The 21,567-nt window shown below is 41.7% G+C and carries 25 protein-coding genes and 1 other RNA gene; 9 read left to right on the top strand and 17 right to left on the bottom strand.

Going from position 1 to position 21,567, the window contains the following annotated elements; genetic code table 11:
• The first annotated feature begins 123 nt into the window (after positions 1 to 123).
• A complete protein-coding gene (locus RMY64_RS18565) occupies positions 124 to 579 on the top strand; it encodes a helix-turn-helix domain-containing protein (RefSeq protein WP_322674311.1) in 456 nt (151 codons plus the stop codon).
• A gap of 387 nt (positions 580 to 966) precedes the next feature.
• Here RMY64_RS18565 and ssrA read toward each other — a convergent pair.
• The 10 genes from ssrA to petL all read right to left on the bottom strand — a co-directional run bounded on the left by ssrA (position 967) and on the right by petL (position 8,249).
• Positions 967 to 1,357: a transfer-messenger RNA gene (gene ssrA, locus RMY64_RS18560) on the bottom strand.
• 171 nt (positions 1,358 to 1,528) lie between these two features.
• Positions 1,529 to 2,476: a F0F1 ATP synthase subunit gamma gene (locus tag RMY64_RS18555; RefSeq protein ID WP_322674310.1), complete on the bottom strand. Its 948-nt coding sequence runs from the start codon at positions 2,474 to 2,476 to the stop codon at positions 1,529 to 1,531.
• A gap of 96 nt (positions 2,477 to 2,572) precedes the next feature.
• A complete protein-coding gene (atpA, locus tag RMY64_RS18550; RefSeq protein ID WP_322674309.1) occupies positions 2,573 to 4,087 on the bottom strand; it encodes a F0F1 ATP synthase subunit alpha in 1,515 nt (504 codons plus the stop codon).
• A gap of 208 nt (positions 4,088 to 4,295) precedes the next feature.
• A complete protein-coding gene (atpH, locus tag RMY64_RS18545) occupies positions 4,296 to 4,850 on the bottom strand; it encodes an ATP synthase F1 subunit delta (protein ID WP_322674308.1) in 555 nt (184 codons plus the stop codon).
• On the bottom strand, positions 4,847 to 5,419 hold the full coding sequence (locus RMY64_RS18540; protein WP_322674307.1) for a F0F1 ATP synthase subunit B: 573 nt from the start codon (positions 5,417 to 5,419) through the stop codon (positions 4,847 to 4,849). The genes atpH and RMY64_RS18540 overlap by 4 nt, the downstream gene beginning before the upstream one ends.
• A 193-nt stretch (positions 5,420 to 5,612) precedes the next feature.
• Positions 5,613 to 6,044, bottom strand: a complete 432-nt coding sequence (locus RMY64_RS18535; RefSeq protein WP_322674306.1) for a F0F1 ATP synthase subunit B' — start codon at positions 6,042 to 6,044, stop codon at positions 5,613 to 5,615.
• A gap of 181 nt (positions 6,045 to 6,225) precedes the next feature.
• Positions 6,226 to 6,471, bottom strand: a complete 246-nt coding sequence (atpE, locus tag RMY64_RS18530; protein WP_012411162.1) for an ATP synthase F0 subunit C — start codon at positions 6,469 to 6,471, stop codon at positions 6,226 to 6,228.
• A 151-nt stretch (positions 6,472 to 6,622) separates the two neighbouring features.
• On the bottom strand, positions 6,623 to 7,384 hold the full coding sequence (atpB, locus tag RMY64_RS18525) for a F0F1 ATP synthase subunit A (RefSeq protein ID WP_012411161.1): 762 nt from the start codon (positions 7,382 to 7,384) through the stop codon (positions 6,623 to 6,625).
• 60 nt (positions 7,385 to 7,444) lie between these two features.
• On the bottom strand, positions 7,445 to 7,885 hold the full coding sequence (locus RMY64_RS18520; RefSeq protein WP_322674330.1) for an ATP synthase subunit I: 441 nt from the start codon (positions 7,883 to 7,885) through the stop codon (positions 7,445 to 7,447).
• Between the two features lie 268 nt (positions 7,886 to 8,153).
• Positions 8,154 to 8,249 (bottom strand): cytochrome b6-f complex subunit PetL, encoded by a 96-nt coding sequence (gene petL / locus RMY64_RS18515; RefSeq protein WP_099101760.1) that lies wholly within the window; start codon positions 8,247 to 8,249, stop codon positions 8,154 to 8,156.
• 235 nt (positions 8,250 to 8,484) lie between these two features.
• Here petL and aroB point away from each other — a divergent pair, with 235 nt between their 5' ends.
• From aroB to RMY64_RS18500, 3 genes are all read left to right on the top strand, one after another.
• Positions 8,485 to 9,597, top strand: a complete 1,113-nt coding sequence (aroB, locus tag RMY64_RS18510) for a 3-dehydroquinate synthase (RefSeq protein ID WP_322700802.1) — start codon at positions 8,485 to 8,487, stop codon at positions 9,595 to 9,597.
• Between the two features lie 111 nt (positions 9,598 to 9,708).
• Positions 9,709 to 10,287: a Uma2 family endonuclease gene (locus RMY64_RS18505; RefSeq protein ID WP_322700801.1), complete on the top strand. Its 579-nt coding sequence runs from the start codon at positions 9,709 to 9,711 to the stop codon at positions 10,285 to 10,287.
• Between the two features lie 262 nt (positions 10,288 to 10,549).
• A complete protein-coding gene (locus RMY64_RS18500) occupies positions 10,550 to 10,870 on the top strand; it encodes a hypothetical protein (protein ID WP_322674302.1) in 321 nt (106 codons plus the stop codon).
• Between the two features lie 157 nt (positions 10,871 to 11,027).
• On the opposite strand, the gene RMY64_RS18495 is transcribed toward RMY64_RS18500, so the two are convergent.
• Positions 11,028 to 11,243: a hypothetical protein gene (locus tag RMY64_RS18495; RefSeq protein ID WP_099101757.1), complete on the bottom strand. Its 216-nt coding sequence runs from the start codon at positions 11,241 to 11,243 to the stop codon at positions 11,028 to 11,030.
• 463 nt (positions 11,244 to 11,706) lie between these two features.
• Between RMY64_RS18495 and RMY64_RS18490 the strand changes: the two genes are divergently transcribed.
• The gene (locus RMY64_RS18490; protein WP_322684155.1) at positions 11,707 to 12,018 is read left to right on the top strand and encodes a hypothetical protein; all 312 of its coding nucleotides are present in this window, start codon (positions 11,707 to 11,709) and stop codon (positions 12,016 to 12,018) included.
• Between the two features lie 228 nt (positions 12,019 to 12,246).
• A complete protein-coding gene (gene trxA / locus RMY64_RS18485; RefSeq protein ID WP_322674300.1) occupies positions 12,247 to 12,585 on the top strand; it encodes a thioredoxin in 339 nt (112 codons plus the stop codon).
• Positions 12,586 to 12,667: 82 nt separating this feature from the next.
• On the opposite strand, the gene RMY64_RS18480 is transcribed toward trxA, so the two are convergent.
• From RMY64_RS18480 to RMY64_RS18465, 4 genes are all read right to left on the bottom strand, one after another.
• A complete protein-coding gene (locus RMY64_RS18480) occupies positions 12,668 to 13,201 on the bottom strand; it encodes a dihydrofolate reductase family protein (RefSeq protein WP_322674299.1) in 534 nt (177 codons plus the stop codon).
• 211 nt (positions 13,202 to 13,412) lie between these two features.
• Entirely contained in the window at positions 13,413 to 13,667 is a 255-nt protein-coding gene (locus tag RMY64_RS18475; RefSeq protein ID WP_322674298.1) for a TIGR03643 family protein, read from the bottom strand.
• Between the two features lie 41 nt (positions 13,668 to 13,708).
• On the bottom strand, positions 13,709 to 15,511 hold the full coding sequence (locus tag RMY64_RS18470) for an ABC transporter ATP-binding protein (RefSeq protein ID WP_322700800.1): 1,803 nt from the start codon (positions 15,509 to 15,511) through the stop codon (positions 13,709 to 13,711).
• An 86-nt stretch (positions 15,512 to 15,597) separates the two neighbouring features.
• On the bottom strand, positions 15,598 to 17,376 hold the full coding sequence (locus RMY64_RS18465) for an ABC transporter ATP-binding protein (protein ID WP_322700799.1): 1,779 nt from the start codon (positions 17,374 to 17,376) through the stop codon (positions 15,598 to 15,600).
• A gap of 212 nt (positions 17,377 to 17,588) precedes the next feature.
• On the opposite strand from RMY64_RS18465, the gene RMY64_RS18460 reads away from it, so the two are divergent.
• The gene (locus tag RMY64_RS18460; protein WP_322700798.1) at positions 17,589 to 18,650 is read left to right on the top strand and encodes an L-histidine N(alpha)-methyltransferase; all 1,062 of its coding nucleotides are present in this window, start codon (positions 17,589 to 17,591) and stop codon (positions 18,648 to 18,650) included.
• Positions 18,651 to 19,008: 358 nt separating this feature from the next.
• Here the strand turns inward: RMY64_RS18460 and RMY64_RS18455 are convergent, their stop codons facing one another.
• Positions 19,009 to 19,221, bottom strand: a complete 213-nt coding sequence (locus RMY64_RS18455) for a type II toxin-antitoxin system HicB family antitoxin (protein WP_099103575.1) — start codon at positions 19,219 to 19,221, stop codon at positions 19,009 to 19,011.
• Complete coding sequence (locus RMY64_RS18450; RefSeq protein WP_322674294.1) at positions 19,205 to 19,471, bottom strand: type II toxin-antitoxin system HicA family toxin; 267 nt, start codon at positions 19,469 to 19,471, stop codon at positions 19,205 to 19,207. The genes RMY64_RS18455 and RMY64_RS18450 overlap by 17 nt, the downstream gene beginning before the upstream one ends.
• A gap of 525 nt (positions 19,472 to 19,996) precedes the next feature.
• Here RMY64_RS18450 and RMY64_RS18445 point away from each other — a divergent pair.
• Both RMY64_RS18445 and RMY64_RS18440 read left to right on the top strand, forming a co-directional pair.
• On the top strand, positions 19,997 to 20,767 hold the full coding sequence (locus tag RMY64_RS18445) for a pentapeptide repeat-containing protein (RefSeq protein ID WP_322674293.1): 771 nt from the start codon (positions 19,997 to 19,999) through the stop codon (positions 20,765 to 20,767).
• Between the two features lie 158 nt (positions 20,768 to 20,925).
• Positions 20,926 to 21,549, top strand: a complete 624-nt coding sequence (locus RMY64_RS18440) for a TenA family protein (RefSeq protein WP_322674292.1) — start codon at positions 20,926 to 20,928, stop codon at positions 21,547 to 21,549.
• Positions 21,550 to 21,567 lie beyond the last annotated feature (18 nt).

Raw genomic sequence — 21,567 nt, 5'->3', positions numbered from 1 at the left:
ACATCATTAATACTTGTAGTTAAAATATTGAAAATGTATTATGAAATACCTAAATAGTTTCAGTATACAGGCGTAAATAGATACAAAAATGACAAAAATTGATTTTGTAAAAGGTTATTGTTTATGGGATGCCGATTAAAAGTGTTTCTCACAGAAGAAGAAAAGCTAACTTTAGAAGAATTGAGAAAAGCCAAAGATGTTCCTCAACGTACTAAGGATCGCGCTCAAGTTTTACTGCTGAATACTCGCGGCTTAAAAAATGAGCAAATTGCAAAAGGCTTGAATTGGGCGATTTCAACAGTGCGTCAAACCCTTCATCGCTGGGAAAAAATGGGTTTAGCAGGTTTATGGGATGCTCCTGGCCGAGGAGGAAAACCACGATATTCAGAATCAGATTTGGTTTATCTCGAAAATTGTTTAGCTCAAGAGTCAGAGACTTATAACTCTAAACAATTAGCAAAAAAACTAGCATCTGAGCGTCAAGTAAACTTGAGTGCAGATCGACTACGACGGGTACTGAAAAAAAGAGGAAGAAGGCTTGGAAGCGCACACAAACCCAGAAACAGCGTGATTAGCTGATTACACCATCTTGGAATCGAATCGCTTGTTTCGTTTGGGTAGCGATCGCTAGATTTTGGTTGAAAACCAAGATTATATTCTTGAAAAGTTCCTGCTTTTTGCAGAGATAATACTTGTTGCGCTTTTTGGTGTTATTTGGGCTTAAGGGCTGAAGTCTACACATTTTTGTTTAAGGTTTGCCGAGAAAGTTGTAGAGACACCTTAGCGCAGCAGGATAACAGTCCAGTTTCGCATCTTTACCAAAAATTTTGAGCTTCACTGAAGGGTATTGCTATTTTAGCCGTTGAACTCAAGTTAATTGTGCATTATAGAAAATTATGATGGAGTTTTCCATAAAACAAAGTCCACTTACACATCACAGTGTAAAGTGGACTTGTTAACTATTTTTAGTGGATCCGAGCAGAGTCGAACTGCTGTCCAAATTGGGTATTGACCCCCCGCTCATTCACAGGTTTAGCCTTTCTGACCCTCAAGGCGGGAATCGTTCATTATCCCGAACGTAGGATGCTCTGATTTAATCTTAGCCAGCAAGCCAACCAGAGAACGCTTGCTAGAGCATCCGTTGGGGTTTGGTCTTCAGTCCTTAACGGAGTCAAACCGAAGACGCTCGAACCTATAAGAGGTGTTTTAGGCTGCTACTAGAGCATCCTTACGAGCAAAGTTAACGATGTTATTCGCATTTACTTTTTGTTTGAGCCTTTGATTTGCGAGAGGAGACTCACTCTCGACCTGAATCACAGAGCAGCGTTCGCCAACCTGTCGAAACCGTGACGGACCCATGCGCTTCATATTTCAATTATAGTACGCGATTCTTAATTCGTAATTCGTAATTCGTAATTCGTAATTATCAAAGTCAGGATATATGGCTGCCATTACTCAAAATAGCCAATCGTTAATGGTTTTAAAATTAGCGATTGGCTATTTACGACGATCCACAACAAGTATTTTTCTAAGTTAGTGCTTCAGCACCACCAACAACTTCTAGGAGTTCTTGAGTAATTGCAGCTTGTCGGGCTTTATTGTAGGACAGCGTGAGGGTGTTAATCAATTCACCAGCATTTTCACTGGCATTACTCATGGCTGTCATCCGCGCTGCTAGTTCGCTAGCCGCCGATTCTTGTAGCGCCCGCAATAGCTGGTTACTCAGATACAGGGGCAATAGAGAATCGAGAATCTGCACTGGATCTTGCTCAAAGATCATGTCAGGAGCCAACGTGCGGGCTTGGCTAGTCACTTTCTCCCGTTCAACTTCAAATTTACCGCCACGGGTTGTCAAACGGAAGATTTCATCATCGCCTGCTTCTAGACCTTGCGGATCGAGGGGCAATAGAGTTTGTATCACAGGACGGGAGCTAACTAAGGAAAGGAATCTGGTGTAAATTAATTCGATGCGGTCAACTTCTTCCGAAAGGAACAAGGAAAGTAGTTGGTCAGCAATCTGATTAGCTTCTGCTGCGGTGGGAATTTGCTCTAAGCCGCTGTAGGTGGCGTCAATTGGCTGATTGCGGCGCTGAAAGTACTGTGTAGCTTTCCGTCCGACTAACACAAATTGATAGTTTAAACCTTCTGCCTTGATTTCCTTGGCGCGATTTTCTGCACGACGGATAACGTTACTATTGTAGCCGCCGCATAGACCGCGATCGCCTGAAATTACCAACAACCCGACTGATTTAACTTGGCGTTTTCTCAGCAGTGGCAAGTTTGCTTCTTCAAAGCGCAGACGGCTTTGCAAACCATACAATACTTGTGCCAAGCGATCGGCAAAGGGGCGAGTCGCTAGCACTTGTTCTTGCGCCCGGCGCACTCTAGCCGCAGCTACCAGACGCATGGCTTCTGTGATTTTTTTGGTGTTTTTGACCGACTGAATGCGATCGCGTATTGCTTTTAGATTGGCCATATTCTTGAGTTAGGAGTTAGGAGTTAGGAGTTAGGAGTTAAGAGGTAGGAGTATTTCATTAACTTTTAACTCTTAACTCTTCACTCCTCACTTTAATTACGCTGCTGCTTTGAAGGTCTTCTTGTATTCGGTAAGTGCTTCCTTTAAGGCAGCTTCTTCTGCATCACCTAGCGCTTTGGAGGCTCTTACTCCTTCGGCGTACTTACCAGTCTTTAAGTACTCGCGCAAACCTTGGGTAAAGGTTGTGACTTTATCTACGGAAACATCATCTAAGTAACCATTGATACCAGCGTATAGAATTGCTACTTGCTCGTATACTGAGAGTGGCGAATTTTGTGGCTGCTTGAGGAGTTCGCGTAACCGTTGACCCCGTGCCAACTGGTCTTGAGTGGCTTTATCTAAGTCAGAAGCAAATTGAGCGAAGGCTTGCAGGTCGTCAAATTGGGCTAGTTCCAATTTAATCTTACCGGCAACTTTTTTCATTGCTTTGGTTTGCGCAGCAGAACCCACGCGGGATACAGAAATACCGGGGTTCACAGCCGGACGGATACCAGCGTTGAACAAGTCAGAAGACAGAAATATCTGACCATCGGTAATGGAAATTACGTTGGTGGGGATGTATGCTGAAACGTCACCAGCTTGGGTTTCGATGATTGGTAGGGCGGTCATACTGCCTTTACCTAATTCGTCACTTAGCTTTGCTGCTCTTTCTAGCAAGCGGGAGTGAATGTAGAATACATCTCCAGGGTAAGCTTCGCGTCCGGGTGGACGACGCAGCAGTAGTGACATTTGGCGATAAGCTTGGGCTTGCTTGGAGAGATCGTCATAAATTACCAGGGTAGCTTTGCCTTTGTACATAAAGTACTCGGCAATAGTTGCGCCTGTGTAAGGAGCTAAGTATTGTAGGGTTGCTGGTTCGCTGGCGCTAGCGGTGACGACGACGGTGTAATCAAGTGCGCCTTTTTCTTGCAATGTTTGTACTACGTTGGCGACTGTGGAAGCCTTTTGACCGATCGCAACGTAGACACAAATTACATCTTCTTCTTTCTGGTTGATGATTGTGTCAATAGCGATCGCAGTTTTACCGGTTTGACGGTCGCCAATAATCAATTCCCGTTGACCGCGACCGATGGGAATCATTGAGTCAATAGCTGTAATCCCCGTTTGCATGGGTTCGTGTACAGACCGACGAGCAATGATACCGGGTGCTGGAGATTCAATCAAACGGCTTTCTGAGGATTTGATGTCTCCCTTGCCATCGATGGGGCGACCCAAAGCGTCTACAACTCGTCCAATTAAGGCTTCTCCTACTGGAATCTGAGCAATTCTACCAGTGGCGGTTACAGAGCTACCTTCTTGAATTTCTAGCCCTTCACCCATAAGCACCGCGCCCACGTTGTCTTCTTCTAAGTTTTGGGCGATGCCAATTGTGCCATCTTCAAATTCTAAGAGTTCCCCAGCCATAGCCTTTTCCAGACCATAGATCCGGGCAATCCCGTCACCAACTTGTAGGACAGTACCAACGTTAGCAACTTTGACCTCTTGATCGTATTGCTCGATTTGTTGTTGGATAATGCTGCTAATTTCGTCAGGTCTAATTGATATGCTCATGTGTCTATCTTGTTTGCTTTCGAGACGGGAAAATTCAATAGTTAGGAGTGATGAGTTAAGAGTGATGAGTTAAGACGGATGAGTTAAAAAAGCAAAGGTTAAAAGTTAAAAGTCAAAATAAATTATTGTTTACTTAACTCTTAACTCCTAACTTCTAACTCCTAACTCCTGTACAGACGCGATTAATCGCGTCTCTACTCCTAACTTTCTAGCTATTAGTTAAGCGCAATGAAAGGCGACGCAACTGACCCCGAATACTGGCGTCAATTACCTGCGAACCTACTTTAATGATCACACCACCAATTAACTCACTGTCTACCCTGGTTTCTAGTTCTACCTGGCGAGCATTACTGATGGCAATGACCTTTTGGATAATTGCCTGCTGTTGAGCTTCTGTGAGGGGAACGGCTGAAATTACTTCCGCTAATACGGTTTGATTCAGCTGCCGCAACAGCGCCAGATATTGTTGAAAAATTGATTCCAAGAATGCAATGCGGCGTTTGTCTACTAGCACTAACAAAAAGTTGCGTAAGTAGGGGTTAGAGCCTTCACCGAGTATTTGTTTGATGAGAGCTTTTTTGTTCTCAGCCTGAATAAACGGGTTGCTGAAGAAGTTTTGTAGCTGTTTGTCGGCTCTTAAGAGTCCCAGTAAAGTACGCGCATCTTCCCCGAACTCTTCTGTCAAATTTTTCGATTGCGCTATTGACAAAAGTGCCTGTGCATAGGGCTGGGCTATTTCGGCTGTTGCTACCTGACTTGTCATACATTGCCTCCCAGTTGTGCGATGCTGCGGTCAATTAAACTTTGTTGAGCATCGTCGGCAATCCCGCCTTTGAGTTGCGATTCGACTTTTTGCAATGCTAGTGCAGCAACTCTTTGCCGCAGTTGAGCGATCGCTCGCTCTGTTTCGGTATTTAAATCTGCTGCTGCTGTTTGTTTCAAGCGTTCTACGTCTTGCGCTGCCTTCGCCAACAAGGCTTCTTTCGTCTTTTGGGCGTTTTCTGTGGCCGATTGGCGGATACGTTCTGCTTCTGCCTGAGATTGCTTCAACTGCTCTTGCGCTTGGGAAAGGGCAGTCTTTGCCTCTTTTAAGCGCCCTTCTGCTTCCTGAATTGCGGTGGCAATATTGGATTGTCGCTCGTTCAGGATATTGCTTAAAACTTTACGTCCGAAGTAGAATAAGATGCCAACCAGAATCGCTAGATTAATCAGATTGGTTTCAAAAATGTCTAGGTTTAGACCGAAACCACCTTCTGCTGCGCCTTCTGCCAATTCAGAGTGAACAGCGTTCGCTTCTGCGGCAAGTAATAAGAATGTCCCCATGATACCCATTTACAAGTGCGCTGCTCGCTTGCTAATACGTTGTATTTTTCCCAAGGGAAGGAAATTTAAGTATCTTTTCCCCGTAAGGAAATTAAGTATCTTTCCCCAGAAGGGAAAAAGTGCCTTTATTTGACACTTAAATTTTGCGCTCTGGACTAGGGCCCAGTTGCGCGTATGCTTTCGCAGAGCCAGTCTAGTTAGCTTATCTAACTGGAGTTGGCCCCAATAGTTTTTCTAGAATCTGCCGGCTTAAAGCATCAACTTGTTGCTCTAAGGTGCGAAAAGCTTCTTGCTTTTGTTGTTCTATTTCAACAGAAGCTTGTTCTCGTTGAGACTGAGCTTCCTTTTGGGCTTCAGCGATTTTCTCGGCAGTAATTTTTTTAGCTTCCAGTTGAGCTGCTTCTAGAGTAGCTTGCGATTGTCTACGAGCGTCTGCGAGTTGTTGCTCATATTCGGCGGCTAAACGCTCGGCTTTTGCCAAGCTTTCTTTCGCCTCAAGGGTATTCGTTCGGATATAACTATCGCGATCGTCTAGTACCTTGGTCAGTGGCTTATAGAAAATTGCATTCAACAAAGCTGCTAGTAGCAGGAATTGCAATGCCATGAAGGGCAAGGTAGCATCGAAATCAAACATTTGTCTCCTCTTTGGCTGGAGTAGCAGTTTTCATGGCTAGCAACATCATCCAACCTTTCATATTTTAGAGACCCATAGCCAACAAGGGTCAACTGAACATTATAACTATTGAGATACCTAAAACATTTCGATTGTAGAGGCGTGATGGTTCACGTCTCCACACTCACAAAAATTTCAGGTATTAGCCGAAAGGATTAGCAAACAGCAATACCAGGGCAATTACTAGACCATAGATAGTCAAGGATTCCATGAATGCCAAGGTTAATAGCAGAGTACCGCGAATTTTTCCTTCTGCTTCAGGTTGACGAGCAATACCTTCTACTGCTTGTCCAGCAGCGTTTCCTTGACCAATACCAGGGCCAATTGCAGCTAAACCAATCGCTAAAGCAGCAGCGAGAACTGAAGCAGCCTGAACTAATGGATCCATGTTGATTTTCCTTGCTTTGATTACAAAACTAACAGACATTACGTTAACGATTAGAAACGTGATTTTCACGCTGCACAGGAGTTCTTTCGATCGCGCTTTGCGATGTTTTGAGCGAATATGCTCTTCTTGACTGTGCTATCAACTGAGAAGTTTAATGCTCCTCATGTTCTTCTCCACCATGCCCCTCCATTGCCTCATGAATGTATGCTCCGGCTAGGGTAGCGAAAACCAGAGCTTGAATGGCACTGGTAAATAAACCCAAGGCCATTACAGGCAGAGGTACAAATAGAGGAACTAGCAGCACCAACACCGCTACAACCAATTCATCCGCCAAAATATTACCAAATAGCCGGAAGCTTAGGGAGAGGGGTTTGGTGAAATCTTCTAGAATTGCGATCGGCAACAAAACGGGTGTTGGCTCTATATATTTCTTAAAGTAGCCTAAACCCCGCTTGCTAAAACCTGCGTAAAAGTACGCTAAGGAAGTTAGCAATGCTAATGCAACAGTCGTATTGATGTCATTGGTGGGAGCAGCCAACTCGCCTGAAGGTAGCTTGATGAGCTTCCAGGGAATTAACGCGCCTGACCAGTTCGATACGAAAATAAACAAGAACAATGTGCCAATAAATGGCACCCAAGGGCGGTACTCTTTCTCACCAAGTTGGTTTTTTGCCAGATCGCGAATAAATTCTAAGGCATATTCCATCAAATTCTGGATGCCCTTGGGAATTCTTTGTGCGTTGCGAGTAGCAGCTATTGAAGCCACTACTAGAATACTAATCACAAACCATGAGGTGAGAAAAACTTGCCCATGAATTTTAAGATTGCCCAACTGCCAGTAGAAATGATGTCCTACTTCTAATTCGGCGAGGGGAAAAGAATTAAAGGCGTTTAAGACACTAAGCATTTGCATTCTTCAAGCATTTTCCCCAACGAGCGAGGATGGGATTACTATCTTTGTGAGCCTGACTTTTTAAGAATCAGGAATGAACGCAATTTGCACCATATAGACGAGGAGCGTGGCTTTGTAAGTTAGAAATCCCAAAAATATGGGCAAAATCTGTAGCTCACGCCATTGAGTTGCCACGATCATCACTCCAATAAACAGAGCAAAACGAGTTTTACTCAGACTGGTTTTCTGACTACCAAGCTGCTCAACGTCTCTAGCCAACATTTTTAAGTAAACCACACCTGTACACGCCCCAATTAAATAATTTAGGGCAATGTTTAAGGAATAAAAAATCCACACAGAGATAAAAATAACCCCCGTCAAGACAAGCGTGATTACCAACAATCGCTGGAAGAGTTCATGGAACTCTTGCATGGAGTTACCTGATTCTGTGCCTCCAGAACCAGTTTTAGCATCTTGTTGCGTTGTCGGAGTGGGCGCAATTGATTCGTCTGACAAGCTCACGGGACTTGAAACCAGTACAGTTAAATATGATGACTGCACATTCAGTCAGCTGAATCATATCACGATGCGGTAACAATACTTTAGGAAAAAACAATTAACTTCTTGTCAACATCAGGCAGTAAGTACCGACGGACTAAAGCCAACAGCAATTTTACCAAGTCCACGTTGCCGGACTTGGTGAAAAAGTAAAGGTTTTATAGCCTATTTGTAAACTGAGGGCAGGCAAGATGCCCGCCCCCACAAGAGTTTTGGGTTGAATATACCTCGATTAAATTATTTTGGCAGTCCGTAGACCGAACAGCAATCCTACAGATAAGCCAAAGAATAAACCCAAGAAGACGATATAAGATACAATTGCAAACATTTATTGCTCTCCAGAATACTTCCTAAATCTATTGAATCATTAGTTGTTGGGTATTGGGCATAGGGCATTGGGCATTGGGTATGGGGCATTGGGTATGGGGGTAGAAGAGAAATAGTTACTGCAACTTCTCCCCCTGCTTCCCTGATTCTTACCAATCCCCAATCCCCAATGCCCTATGCCCATTTTCTAGATTGCGATACAATACAGCCCACGGACGCTTGTTTGGGGTTGGGCAATGACTTCTGTAATTAATGTAAATCTACCAGAGCAGTCTTATGAGATTGCGATAACTTCGTTGAGCTACGCTAACGCACCTTCAAGTTTAGACCAACTGGGTCAACAGATGGCCAGTCTCAAGTTGGGCAAGAAGGTTTTGCTGGTTTCTAATCCGACGATTTTTAAGCATTTTGGCGAAAGAGCTATTACATCCCTAAAATCTGCTGGATTTGAAGTTGCTAGCTGCACTCTACCACCTGGTGAACGTTACAAAACCCTCAATTCCATCCAAAAACTCTACGATGTAGCCTTGGAAAACCGTTTAGAACGTTCTTCTACGATGGTGGCTTTGGGCGGAGGTGTAATTGGCGATATGACTGGCTTTGCGGCTGCAACTTGGCTACGCGGGATTAATGTTGTCCAAGTGCCTACCTCTTTGTTGGCGATGGTAGATTCGGCAATTGGTGGCAAAACTGGCGTGAATCATCCCCACGGTAAAAACTTAATTGGGGCATTCCATCAACCGCGTTTAGTTTTGATTGACCCAGATGTGTTAAAAACTCTACCTATGCGCGAGTTTCGGGCAGGGATGGCAGAAGTTATCAAGTACGGTGTGATTTGGGATGCCGAATTGTTTGCCCAGTTAGAAGCAAGTAAACGCCTCGACCAACTCCGCTATGTCAAACCTGACCTAATAACCAACATATTAACGCGCTCTTGTCAAGCTAAAGCTGATGTTGTTGGCAAAGATGAGAAAGAAGGCGGATTACGCGCAATTCTCAATTATGGACACACCATCGGTCATACAGTGGAAAGTTTGACTGGTTATCGTCTAGTAAATCATGGTGAAGCGGTAGCTATTGGTATGGTAGCAGCCGGTCAAATTGCTGTGGATTTAGGACTGTGGCAAAAGGAAGACACAGAACGTCAAAACGCTTTAATTCAAAAAGCGGGTTTACCGACTCAGTTACCAGATGGGGTAGATATTGAAGCAATTATTGAGGCGTTGCAATTAGATAAGAAAGTCCAAGCCGGGAAAGTTCGGTTTGTTTTACCAACAGAGATTGGTGTGGTAACAATTACCGATGAAGTGCCATCGGATATTATTCGGCAAGTGTTGCGGGGAATGTAAATAATTTGAAGAAGAATTCAGAAGTCAGAATGGGCTAAACGCCCCGCTACCGCTAACAGGAGTCAGAATAAAAGTTAGTTGCTCTGTCCTTCAATTACGAATTAATGAGTCATGATACTCCAAGCCAAAAATCAATTAACTTTGCAAGAGTTCCTAAATCTTCCACCAGGCGAGGGAGATATCACCTACGAACTTGTTGATGGTGAAGCAATTCCTAAAATGTCACCAAAAAAATTCCACTCTAAACTTACTCGTGCCCTTTTGAATTTGATTGAGCAATGCTGTGAGGGAAAAGGAGAAGTTTGCCCAGAATTAGCTGTTGCATTAACTCGTCGAGGGCGAGATTGGATGCCAATACCGGATATTTTATATATTTCTAATGAACGTTTACCCCCTGATTGGGATAAAGAAGGAGCATGTTCTGTTCCTCCTGATTTGGTGATTGAGATTATTTCCCCAGGGCAAACTTTTGGACAAATGGCGGCTAAAGCCAAAGACTATTTGGATGCTAAGGTGCTGTGGGTATGGGTATTAGATAGTAAAGCCAGAAGCATTACTGTTTTTTATCCAGATACAGCACCACAAACTTATATGGGAGAAGAACTACTCACAGATTCTTTGTTTGAAGGACTGCAATTTACTGTTGAGCAGGTGTTTCAAAAGGCGAAAATTCCATTCACTACTGAATAGCACAATTCTCTTGCTTTAAACATACATCAAAATTTAAAGTCATGGAAGGTTTGCCTAACTTTAACCAGTTGCTTGAGCAACTTATCTGGTTAATTTAGATAGTAGCTGTATTTACGCTGTACTATACTAATAGTTTAGCTGATTAATTGATAATTCATCCATTTGTAGGAGGTAATTAGCAAGGGAATAAGTCTACTTTATTTATAATCAGACCAACACTAATATGGTTGGAAACTGTCTTCACGTAACCGATCTATCAACTATGTTAAACCTAATATTTACCGGATGTATAAAAATAAAACCTTTGGTGCTTTCAACAGCTTTTTTACTGGCTGTACAGACTTGTGCCAATGCTGAACAAGCAGTTCCTAGTTTGACTCCAAGACAAGCTCAACATTTATCCCGTGACTTGGTTCCATATAATTCTCAAGAATTTTTTAGACAAGGAAAAGATTCAATTGAGAGAGAAATTCAAATTCTTAATCAAAGACAACAGCGCCCAATTAAACCTATTCTTAAGATTGATTCAGTACCGCAAAGCAAAAGACCACATACTCAGCAAAAACCCCAACGTCTTATCTAAGTAAGAATCATCACTCTTCTATGGCTTTTGCTTGTCTTGTTAATTCTTAAGCTGTAGCACATAAGCTACATTCCCAGACATCACAATCACTATGCTTTGCTTTTGGGCAACAGAGGTTTTGTATTACCAATAAATTTTGCAACAAAATTTTACAATTTTATTCGTCTAGCAAACTCATCAACGCTTGAATTTCAACGTCTTGCTCTTGCGGCTCTGATAATTGAGATTGTAGCTTTAATAATTGACTCTGTAATTCTTCTGCTACATGAAGCATCTCAGACTCTTGTGCAATTTTTAGCTGATTTTCTTTAATTTTGATTTGTTTAAGCAAGTCATTTTCAACATGAATTGAGTTGTAATGTTGAGCAATCATAGCTTTACATTTATTATCAATCTATGGAGTGCAATTAAATTTTCCACTTATGTATTATTCCACACTTTTGTCATTTTTTAAATATCTGGCGATTTAATCTCGATCGTTCATAGTTTTTAATCTGTTCTCTTCTCAAAATTTTGGGAATATTGACTTCAGGTACTTCCAGTTAAAAAACATCTTATCTTAGGGATGCCCAAATGTGGGACTATAATACAAATGTACGAATAATTTGGGATAATTTCTTTTTTGTAAGTTACTAATATAGAGGTTATCATCGTGAGGGCATATAGCTAGCTGTGCTAATTTACCTCTAGCATATTTATATTTTTATAGACTTTTGTAAAAATGAAAATTATAAAATAAAATTGGTTGGCTTAAGGCAAATTTTTAGACAACACATATTAACTTTTTGGTTAATTTTCCAAGTATTGTAGATATGTTAAATATTATTTTGGGCAGTATGGACTTAAAGTTTATCAAGAAAAAGATTTATATCTTTATAAAAATTATATCTACAGCGCTGATAACAAGCGCAATTGGATTGGAATCGTGGAATATTTATGCAGTAATAACTAACATTCATGTACCAAGCAGCCTTAATCCAATTTTTTGGATTGAGCGTTTTGCGATGATATGCCATTTTATTGAAAGTATTATAGCAGCTTTTTATGCACCTTCAAGACAAAAGATACCAATAAAATATGCTACTTATACTTTTTTTGTCGGCACAATTGGGTTGTTAGAATTATTTGGCCAGCAGGATGACTGTTGACGCTTCTACGCCTTGAAGGTATGGGTTTTTAGATAGTAATGTGCGTTATGCGATCGCACCCTACGTAAAAAGATTATAAGTAATTAAATATACCCTCGTCAGCAAAAATCATCTGCGGGAGTTTTCCCATGAATGTAGGTAACTAATAAATCTGGCACTCAGAAGGGAGTATAGTTTGTATAGTTAGTTTTTTGCTGAAATTTTAGTTTGCCACTAAGGAATTAAAAAATGTCTACTGATACTGACATAGTTACTTACGTTGAAGAAAGTGAATTTGATGTTGTTTTAAATGGAAGTGAAGAGAAAGTTGTTGTTGTTGATTTTACTGCTACTTGGTGTGGCCCCTGTCGCCTAGTCAGTCCGTTAATGGATCAACTTGCCGAAGAATATAAAGGTCGCGCTAAAGTAGTCAAGGTAGACGTTGACAGGAATAAGCCCATTTTCAAAAAATTCGGTCTTCGCAGTATTCCAGCAGTTTTAATTTTCAAAGATGGTATTTTAGCAGAAACTATAGTAGGGGTTTCTCCTTACGAAGACTTTAGCAACGCTGTTCAGAAGCTTGTTTAGCTAATTCGTAATGACGCTCCTGCGTCGCTAACGCTGCGCTAACGTAATTCGTAGAGAAGATCGTTAAGGATTACGAATTATTTTAACCATTTACTTTTCGCCTATAATGTGCTTGAAGTAAACCACTTGGATATTGTTGTGAGTTAATCAGCTCCAATTTTACTTCAGGGGTAGGTGGTGGAAAAAGATGTATACCGCCACCTAAGATAGTTGGAATCGTTGAAATAATATATTCGTCAATCAAGCTGTGCTGAAGAAACGAATTGATTAATTTTCCGCCACCAACTAGCCAGATATTTTTAAAACCTTGAGCCTCTATATCTGCTAACGCCTGTTTTACTGGGTCAGAAACAAATACAACGTCCTCACGATCGGATTGGAAATTACGCTGGGTGAATACGAAAGATTTTTTTTCTGGATAAGGCCATCGATCGAAACCCAGCCCTACTTCATAGGTTTTGCTACCCAAGGCGATCGCATCAATCGATTTGTAAAAATCAGTGTAACCGTAGTCTTCACCTTCTATATCAAGGATTGATAGCCACTCAATTTTGCCATCGCTGCGAGCAATGTAGCCATCCAAACTAGCTGCAATGTAGAGTGTAACTTTCGTCATTGTGCTTCTCTCTTTGGTAGTTTTCACTCAATGAGTCCAAGCGATGCCTGTGGCAACGCGAAGCGCGATCGCAGCCTTATTTCTTCTACAGCATTTTAGCCCTTGGTGGTTCCGATCGCAAAAGAGTGATGTCTACGATGGTCACTGAGCCAAGTCGTTCGCGGAGCGTCTCGTAGAGAAGTGCGGGCTACGCCTACGCTTACCCAATTATTTAGGTTTTTTGATTATGCGATTTAAACCGGCCTGCAATAAATTCTCGCTGAGATAAATGCTTTGTATTGCGTTTGGTGACTCGCTTTCGCCACATCTTAAAACTAGATTCTTTCATTTCGCGCCTCATTAGGGCGATTACCTCTTTTTCCAATAGCCCAAACTGAGCCTCAATAGCATCAAAAGATGTTCTGTCTTCCCATGCCATTTCAATGATGCGATCGATGCTTTGTGAATCAAGGTTAGGTAACTTCATTCTTCTGCTGGTAATTGATAAATTCTAGCTATATATTTATTTTACTTTTGGTTTTCAAGAACCATTGTGTCTGCTGCACCCAGTTGCAGGGCATATAGGTTGGCATAAACACCCTGCTGATTAATGAGTTCGGCGTGAGTACCCTGTTCGACAATTTCTCCCTGCTGAATTACTAATACCCGATCTGCTTGAGTAACTGTACTGAGACGGTGGGCAATTACGAAACTAGTACGACCTTGGAGTAATCGAGCGATCGCACTTTGTACTAGTGCTTCTGTGCGGGTATCGATGCTGCTAGTGGCTTCATCCAGAATCAGAATTCGGGGATTAATTAATACCGCCCGAGCAATACTGATTAGTTGTCGCTGTCCTTGGCTCAGAGGCGCTCCCCGTTCCCCCAATTGAGTTGTATAACCCTGTGGTAGTGAGGTAATGAACTCATGCACATTTGCCAGTTGTGCAGCCGCTTCGATATCAGCTTGGCTGGCGTAAGGAGCGCCAAAAGCTATATTTTCGGCGACGGTACCGGTGAATAAAATATTATCTTGTAGAACGATGCCAATTTGACGGCGCAGACTCGCTTGAGTCACGCTACGCACATCAAGACCGTCAATTTTCACTGCACCGCTTGATACATCATAGAAGCGCAAAATCAAGTTAATAATTGTACTTTTTCCCGAACCGGTTGGCCCGACTAATGCAACCATCTGTCCTGGATAGGCGTGTAAATTCACTCCTTTAAGAACCAGTCGATCCGGGTTATAGCCAAATTTGACATTTGAGAATGTCACCTCACCTTGAATAGGCGGCATTTCTATGGCATCGGGTGCATCTTTGAGTTCTGACGGTTCATCTAATAATAGAAATATTCGCTCTAATCCGGCAAAAGCAGATTGAGCTTGAGTATAAAACTGGCTGAGAATTTGGATCGGGCGGAAGAACTGCTGGACGTAAAGTAAAAAGGATGTGACTACACCCACTGTTGCAGCTCCTGTTACCGCTAGATAACCGCCATAGGCTAGTACGCCTGCCGTTGCTAATGTGTTGAGAAAATCGATCGAGGGTAAAAAAGCTGAAGTAATTGCCACAGCCTCAACGTTGGCATCTCTATTGGCGGCGTTAAGAACGTCGAATTCTTTGATATTCATCTGTACGCGATTAAATGCTTGCGCTTCTCGCACGCTGCCAATATCTTCTTCTAACTTGGCAGAAAGCTCCCCAATAGTTTGTCGGGTGACGCGAAATCTGACTCTTGCCCAACGTGCAAATAAACTTGTGGTAAAAATCATCAGTGGCACAACTAGATTGCTCAACAAACCAAGTTGCAGGTTGATTGAGAGCATGGCAATCACAATGCCCACCAAACTGAAAGTATTGCCCAGCATTTGGGCGATTGTCAGTCCAAATGCTTGATTCACGGTGTTGACATCATTCAGCAATCGGCTCATTAAATCGCCTGCTTCGCTGCGATCGAAAAAGCTGAGTGGCAGACTTTGGATTTTAATGAAAATATCTTGCCTCAATTGAGCCAGCAATCGCTGCATAATCCAGCCGACTCGAATAATTTGACCCCGAATTGCTAAGACACCAAGCCCATAGTTCAGCCCTAGTAGTCCTAACAACAGCAGCAGTCCTTGCAAATTACCTTGTGCAATCAGATGATCGATCGACCAGCCCAGAAAGAATGGCCCAACCGCCTGAGTTATGGCACCAATTAATACTAATGTCAGGGCGATGGGAATTTCTTTGCGATAAAGTAGCACGTATTGTAAAAAGCGCCGCAGGGTGGAAAATTGCTGACTCGCGTTTTCCTCAGATGCAACAACGGGAATAGTGCCTCTCATAAAAATTTTGGATTTTAGATTTTGGATTTTAGATTAAAAGTCTTGATTACAAGGCTGTAAGCAAAATTAATGATGCTAATTGGAGATCATTTTTTCTCCTTCGGCTTTACCTGAGATTCCAAAATCACACCGTAGAGTGGACTGGTTTGCATCAATTCTTCGTGAGTGCCTTGTGCTACCAAGCGTCCTTTATCCATGAGAAAAATGCGGTCGGCATTTTTCACGGTGCTAATACGTTGAGCTACTACAAAGGTTGTACAAGCTTTTTGGCGCATTAAACCATCTAGTTCGGCTTGAATTTGGGCAGCAGTTTTCGCGTCTATAGCTGAGGTACTATCGTCAAGTATCAGAATGCTGTAATCGGTTAGTAAGGTACGAGCGATCGCAATTCGCTGCTTTTGTCCACCAGATAAGCCTACGCCCCGTTCGCCCACAATTGTCTCGTAGCCATCGGGTAAACCGCTAATAAAATCGTGCATTTGGGCGGTTTTTGCAACTTCAATCACTTGCTCTAAGGTAGCATCGGGTTTGGCGTAGGCAATATTTTCGCGGATTGTGCCAGAGAAGAGGGTGGTTTCCTGAAAAACAATACCAATATGCGATCTGAGACTTTTGAGTGTGAAACTTTTTATATCTCGTCCGTCAATGCGAACTGCTCCCTTGGTGACATCGTAAAAGCGAGGAATCAGGTTCATGATTGTGCTTTTTCCTGAACCAGTCATTCCGAGAACGGCGATTAGCTCGTTAGGCTTGGTTTCAAAGGATACTTCTTTGAGAGTTTCGGTTGTCGCTCCGGGATAGCGAAAGGAAACATTTTCAAAGGTAATTCTACCACCACAGATGTCAAAGGGGACAGCACCGGGGCGATCGCGAATTTCTACCTCTGCATCCACAACTTCGTAGACACGTTCGGCGGAAGCAGCTGCTTGAGCGATCGCGGGTGCGGCAAATCCAATCAACAAAATCGGTTGGAGAATCAACGCTAGGTAGGAGTTAAACGCCACCAGTTCGCCAATGGAGAATCTGCGCCCAATCACCTGCGCTCCCCCATAGGCGAAAACTGCCAGTGTTACCAAATTACTCAGCAAGAATATCAAGGGGAAGGTATCGCGGATGGCGCTAATGGTCTTCATGTTTGCCTTGACTAGGCCATCATTCAGAGTTGTGTAACGCGACCTTTCAGTTGACTCCCGCACAAAGGCTTTTACTACGCGGATTCCTAGCAAGTTCTCTTGCAATATAGCATTGAGGTTGCTCAGTTGCTCTTGTACTTGCCGAAAAAGTTTGTTATTTCGGCTGACGAATCGTGCCATTAACCATGCGGTTATCGGCACTGCTGTTAGGCTAATCAGTGCTAATTGCCAGTTCATTACCAGCAAAACCACCGAAATACTCACCAATGTCACAACTGAACTGACGACCTGAATTAAACTAGTACCAACAAAGGTACGAATTTGTTCAATGTCGCTGGTGACACGGGTTAGTAGTTGGGAAGTCTGCGCCTGGTCATGAAAGCTGAAACTGAGATTTTGAATTTTGCTGAAAATTTTGTTTCGCAGGTCATAAGCAACACCCTGAGACACTGCTTCTGCTAAATAGCTTTGTCCAAAGTTAAATACACCACGAGCGATCGCGGCAACTACCATCCAGGCGGCGCTATATAGCACAATTTGGAGATTTTTTGGCGCGATTCCTTCATCAATTCCCCACCGAAATAGTTGTGGAGTGAGTGCGTTTGCGATCGTCAACAGCAACAGGCTGACCAATGCTCCAAGCGAAGTCCATCGGTAAGTGCTTAAACTTTTAAGCACGCGCTGGGTTGCCTTTATCGACGAAGTTTCCTGGAGTTCTGGTTGCTGAACCACTGCAATTCACCCCTGTATCATTGGAAAATTATCGTACTTTGATTGTAAAAAAACAATTGACCATTTGATAGTGGCGAATGTGAAATATAGAGTACCTCTCTTGTTTGTGGTGCAAATTCCGAGTTTTGGGACAGTGGCATGGGAGAATACATTTTTAGCAAGCATTGCGGCTAATCAATTTCCAGACCGAAGAAAACCAAAGAACAAGAATAATGGCTCAAAATTTTCATAGCAATTCCCAACTTCCCTGTGATATTTCACCTGCTATCAGTCGCACAGCAAAGCCAAGTTCTGAGTTCTACTCTCTTTTTTCTGAAGAAGAAGTTTCAGGGATAATTCATGCATTAGAAGTCAGACGAGAAATTCCTCTCAAGTATTCTTATAAAGGGAGAGGTGCCAAAATTTGGAACGATTTTTATTTGAAACACGCTATTCCTAGATGGTATGGAAGAGCAAATGTAGAAATTGACCTTTTAAAAGATAATTTTAAATACCTGAATAGTAATATCAAAGCTGGCGATAGAGTAAATATTATAGACGTTGGTGCAGGGAATTCATATCCAGTTAAAAAATTTATCCGCAAATTAAATCAATTAGAAAAGGTTAACAAATATATTGCTTTAGATATTAGCGAAGAATTGCTTCATGTCTCCAAAAGTAATTTTAAAAAATGGTTTCCATTCATCGATTTTCTCAGTTCCACAATTGACATAGAAAGTAGTTGTGTACCCAAAATTTTATTCCAAAATCAAGCTAGCCTTGAAATGGACGACACAGCAAAAATATTTTTACACTTAGGTGTTACCATTGGAAATCATCAAAATAGAGATGAGGTGTTCAAAAACTTTAGAGATAGCATGGGAAAAAATGATCTTTTAGTATTTACTAACGAAACTGGTTCTAACTCTACATGGGATGGAATAGTTAGAGGTGGCTGCAAGTATCACGTAGAAGAAATATATGGATGGGTTAAAAAGAAGATTGGGATAAAATCTGAAGATTGCGAACTAGTGAGAAAATACGATTTCAAAACAGATAGTATTGTTGCTAATCTGAAACTATGTCATGATTACACTATAAATTTTAGTCGCATGGGTATAGATAAAAATATTGAAATCTCTAAAGGTGAAGAGATTACTATTTGGCGACATCACAAGTATGAAATACCTAAACTATTGCAAGAGCTAGAACGTTCTGGACTACAACTTATTCACTATACTACTAACAAATACAAATCACATATTATGGTAATTTGTAAGGTTGCCAGTAACTAAGTTTTTCACTTAAAGAATGTTTGAAAAGTTATGATTAATGTATCAAATATTCTTTTACCCCACCCTAACCCTCCCCTTATAAAGGGGAGGGAACCGGATTTTCTTGTTTACCCCCAATATATCGGGGGAATTAAGGGGGGTAATTCGACTTGTGGTACAAGCATTTGATCTGAAGTTGACAATAATGGGCAATACTATGTACCCATTCAAATGAGAATCGCTATAACTTAGATACTATAATGGCAGCCAGTAGAAATTTTTAGGTCTTTTAGTGAAAATTTTTCCGAACCGTATCTAATGTGGTATTAAATATTTCTGATAGTGCTAAAAAATCAGTTTAACTTGGTTTGCGTATCAATTAAATATACATCAAACGTGGTCTAGGCTCAGGAACTGGACGCCCCAAATCTTTAGCAGTTTCTATCCATTCCTGCACAACTAATTCTACATTATGCAGTGCTTCTTGATAAGTATCACCATCAGCAGCACAGCCTGATAACTCTGGAACTTCAGCAATAAAAGCTCGATCTAATTCACTCCAGTAGAGAATAATTTCATACCGAAACATCATTTTTACTTCCTAGCTTATATTTGAGAATCACTGCCCGAACTTGTTTAATTTGATAACTTTTGGCTTTTCCTTTTTTATGTTGCAGGTTCAATATCTCCTCAACATCGGCTTTGACAAAAATACGATGATCGCCACGAATCCGTTCTTCAAAGCCTAGTGTATATAAAAGTTGCCACAGTTGGGCGAAGGGGATATCTGTATCAGAAGTCCCAGAGATAATTTTGTCTAAGAGTTTGTCTTGCTGACTCACGTTTTTCTGACTGCCTTAATGTTTCTATAGTCTCATATTTATTTAAAATCAGGGTATCCAAAAGCAAATCTATCATTTTGCTCCTGAGTTAGAGCATCCCTGATGACAATGACTAGTCCAGTTATAGGGCAAACTTTAGGCTTGGATACTGCTCTACTAATTGACTTGATTTTAAAAAATACTAATTATTTGGATGTTACAGATGATTTTTTGGAAGCGATATTTTGCAGTGAGTTTAATTTTGTAACATCAGTTTCGCCTGTAGTAAAGTGTATCATTTATCTTGACGAATGATGCTCATTTACCCTTGTTACTGGGGTTATCAATCTTAATATCGGCTCAATTTATACTTTTCCGACTTTTCTATAATCCTTTAGCGTAAGGTTCCACAGGAAAGGTATCACCAATTTATAAGTGATGTAGGCAACTACAGAGGACAAATTATTGAGATTGCTCATATCATAATGCTGAGGTATAAATCCATCTCAGTTCATACTGCTATTAAGTAAAAAATATTACATAAATATGAAGAATCAACTTCTAAGTGCAGTTGCATTTTTAACCACCATTAGTTTGACAACGACCGTACAAGCGGCTAATTCTGAACATGTTAAACAGTTATTAGCAACCAAACAATGTCAAAACTGTGATTTGACGAGTGCAGGTTTAGTGATGGCTGACTTATCTGGAGCCAATTTGAGCGGTGCTAATCTCACAGGTGCTAACCTCAGCCGTGCAAACTTGAGCGGTGCAGATTTGCGGGGTGCAAACTTAAGTGGCGCGAGTTTATTTGGCGTTAACCTGAGCGAAGCTAAATTTAATGGGGCAAATTTGACGGGTGCTGATTTGAGAAATACTTATTTAGCAAATGCAGAACTAACTGGCGCTTACTTGAATGGGACTAACTTTCAAGGTGCAGTTGCGATACCATCACAAATTGCTTCACCAGCAGATTTTTATGCTTTGGGTGTAGCAGAAGGGCAAAAAGGCAACCAACAGCAAGCAATCAGTTATTTTAATCAAGCGATCGCAATTAAACCAGAATATGCAGATGCTTATCTAGCTCGTGGTGTCGCCCGTTACCAAATACTAGATAGACAAGGTGCATTCCAAGATGCTCAAGTTGCACAAAAATTGTTTACATCCCAAAACAACAGCACTGGAACCCTAACAGCCCAAACTTTTATCAAAGAACTGCAAACACCCGTCAATGAGAAGGTAAGTACTGGTAAACCCAGCTTCGTTGACTTTTTGGGAAGTATTGGCTCAGTCTTGCTCAATTTCTTCCCTTTTTAAAAGAGATAATAACAGTTAACAAATACTTCTCTACGAGACGCTGCGCCTTAAGCGAAGCTATGCCGCAGGCTTTACGGCTTCTCTACGAGACGCTGTTCGCGTTCGCGGTTCCTGAGCGTAGTTGAAGGGCAGTACAAATGACAAATGACAAATAACAAATGACTTTATCTAACGAATTATGGGCAGCAAATCAAGACTTAGCCCAAGCTTGCTTAGAGCATCCTTTTGTTCAAGGTATTGGCGATGGTACTCTTGATCGAGCTAAATTTGCTTACTACGTAGGGCAAGATGCTTTTTTCTTAGAAGCTTTTGCCCGTGCCTACAGTATCGCCGCAGCTAAAGCACCAGACTGGTTAGGTTTCACCACATTTCATAATTTAGCTAGTGGAGTTTTAGAAGAACTACGGCTGCATAGTAGTTATGCTTCTGAGTGGGGAGTCAATTTGTATGCTGTAGAACCGACATCTGCCACCCGCCGCTATACTGATTTTTTGTTAGCAACTGCTTGGAGCAAAGATGTAGGTTTAACTGCGGCGGCGATGTCTCCCTGTATGCGTTTGTATGCCTTTTTAGGAGAAAAATTGGCTGGTAACGGTATTCCCGATCATCAATATGCAGACTGGATTCGTACTTATAGCGGCGCAGATTTTCAACCACTAACACAACAATTAGAAAATTTGGTTGACAATTATGCCGCTACCAACTCTGTTGTGCATTCAACTTATCGTTATGCGATGTTTTGCGAACGCGACTTTTTTCAAGCTGCGTGGATGTTCAATTAAGCAAATTCATATCGAGCA

Source organism: Nostoc sp. DedQUE08, assembly GCF_034530895.1.
In the GTDB taxonomy this organism is placed as follows: Bacteria; Cyanobacteriota; Cyanobacteriia; order Cyanobacteriales; family Nostocaceae; genus Nostoc.
The sequence above is the reverse complement of the archived record's forward strand: the minus strand, read 5'-3'. Positions and strand labels throughout refer to the sequence as shown.

Coding starts and splice junctions, on each gene's coding strand:
- RMY64_RS18490 (WP_322684155.1), top strand. CDS start 11,707: ATGGACTTAAAGTTTATCAAGAAAAAGATTTATATCTTTATAAAAATT.
- RMY64_RS18460 (WP_322700798.1), top strand. CDS start 17,589: ATGGCTCAAAATTTTCATAGCAATTCCCAACTTCCCTGTGATATTTCA.
- RMY64_RS18470 (WP_322700800.1), bottom strand. CDS start 15,511: ATGAGAGGCACTATTCCCGTTGTTGCATCTGAGGAAAACGCGAGTCAG.
- RMY64_RS18565 (WP_322674311.1), top strand. CDS start 124: ATGGGATGCCGATTAAAAGTGTTTCTCACAGAAGAAGAAAAGCTAACT.
- atpA (WP_322674309.1), bottom strand. CDS start 4,087: ATGAGCATATCAATTAGACCTGACGAAATTAGCAGCATTATCCAACAA.
- RMY64_RS18480 (WP_322674299.1), bottom strand. CDS start 13,201: ATGACGAAAGTTACACTCTACATTGCAGCTAGTTTGGATGGCTACATT.
- RMY64_RS18445 (WP_322674293.1), top strand. CDS start 19,997: ATGAAGAATCAACTTCTAAGTGCAGTTGCATTTTTAACCACCATTAGT.
- RMY64_RS18455 (WP_099103575.1), bottom strand. CDS start 19,221: ATGATGTTTCGGTATGAAATTATTCTCTACTGGAGTGAATTAGATCGA.
- petL (WP_099101760.1), bottom strand. CDS start 8,249: ATGTTTGCAATTGTATCTTATATCGTCTTCTTGGGTTTATTCTTTGGC.
- RMY64_RS18475 (WP_322674298.1), bottom strand. CDS start 13,667: ATGAAGTTACCTAACCTTGATTCACAAAGCATCGATCGCATCATTGAA.
- trxA (WP_322674300.1), top strand. CDS start 12,247: ATGTCTACTGATACTGACATAGTTACTTACGTTGAAGAAAGTGAATTT.
- RMY64_RS18495 (WP_099101757.1), bottom strand. CDS start 11,243: ATGATTGCTCAACATTACAACTCAATTCATGTTGAAAATGACTTGCTT.
- atpH (WP_322674308.1), bottom strand. CDS start 4,850: ATGACAAGTCAGGTAGCAACAGCCGAAATAGCCCAGCCCTATGCACAG.
- RMY64_RS18440 (WP_322674292.1), top strand. CDS start 20,926: ATGACTTTATCTAACGAATTATGGGCAGCAAATCAAGACTTAGCCCAA.
- atpE (WP_012411162.1), bottom strand. CDS start 6,471: ATGGATCCATTAGTTCAGGCTGCTTCAGTTCTCGCTGCTGCTTTAGCG.
- RMY64_RS18540 (WP_322674307.1), bottom strand. CDS start 5,419: ATGGGTATCATGGGGACATTCTTATTACTTGCCGCAGAAGCGAACGCT.
- RMY64_RS18505 (WP_322700801.1), top strand. CDS start 9,709: ATGATACTCCAAGCCAAAAATCAATTAACTTTGCAAGAGTTCCTAAAT.
- RMY64_RS18500 (WP_322674302.1), top strand. CDS start 10,550: ATGTTAAACCTAATATTTACCGGATGTATAAAAATAAAACCTTTGGTG.
- atpB (WP_012411161.1), bottom strand. CDS start 7,384: ATGCAAATGCTTAGTGTCTTAAACGCCTTTAATTCTTTTCCCCTCGCC.
- RMY64_RS18535 (WP_322674306.1), bottom strand. CDS start 6,044: ATGTTTGATTTCGATGCTACCTTGCCCTTCATGGCATTGCAATTCCTG.
- RMY64_RS18555 (WP_322674310.1), bottom strand. CDS start 2,476: ATGGCCAATCTAAAAGCAATACGCGATCGCATTCAGTCGGTCAAAAAC.
- aroB (WP_322700802.1), top strand. CDS start 8,485: ATGACTTCTGTAATTAATGTAAATCTACCAGAGCAGTCTTATGAGATT.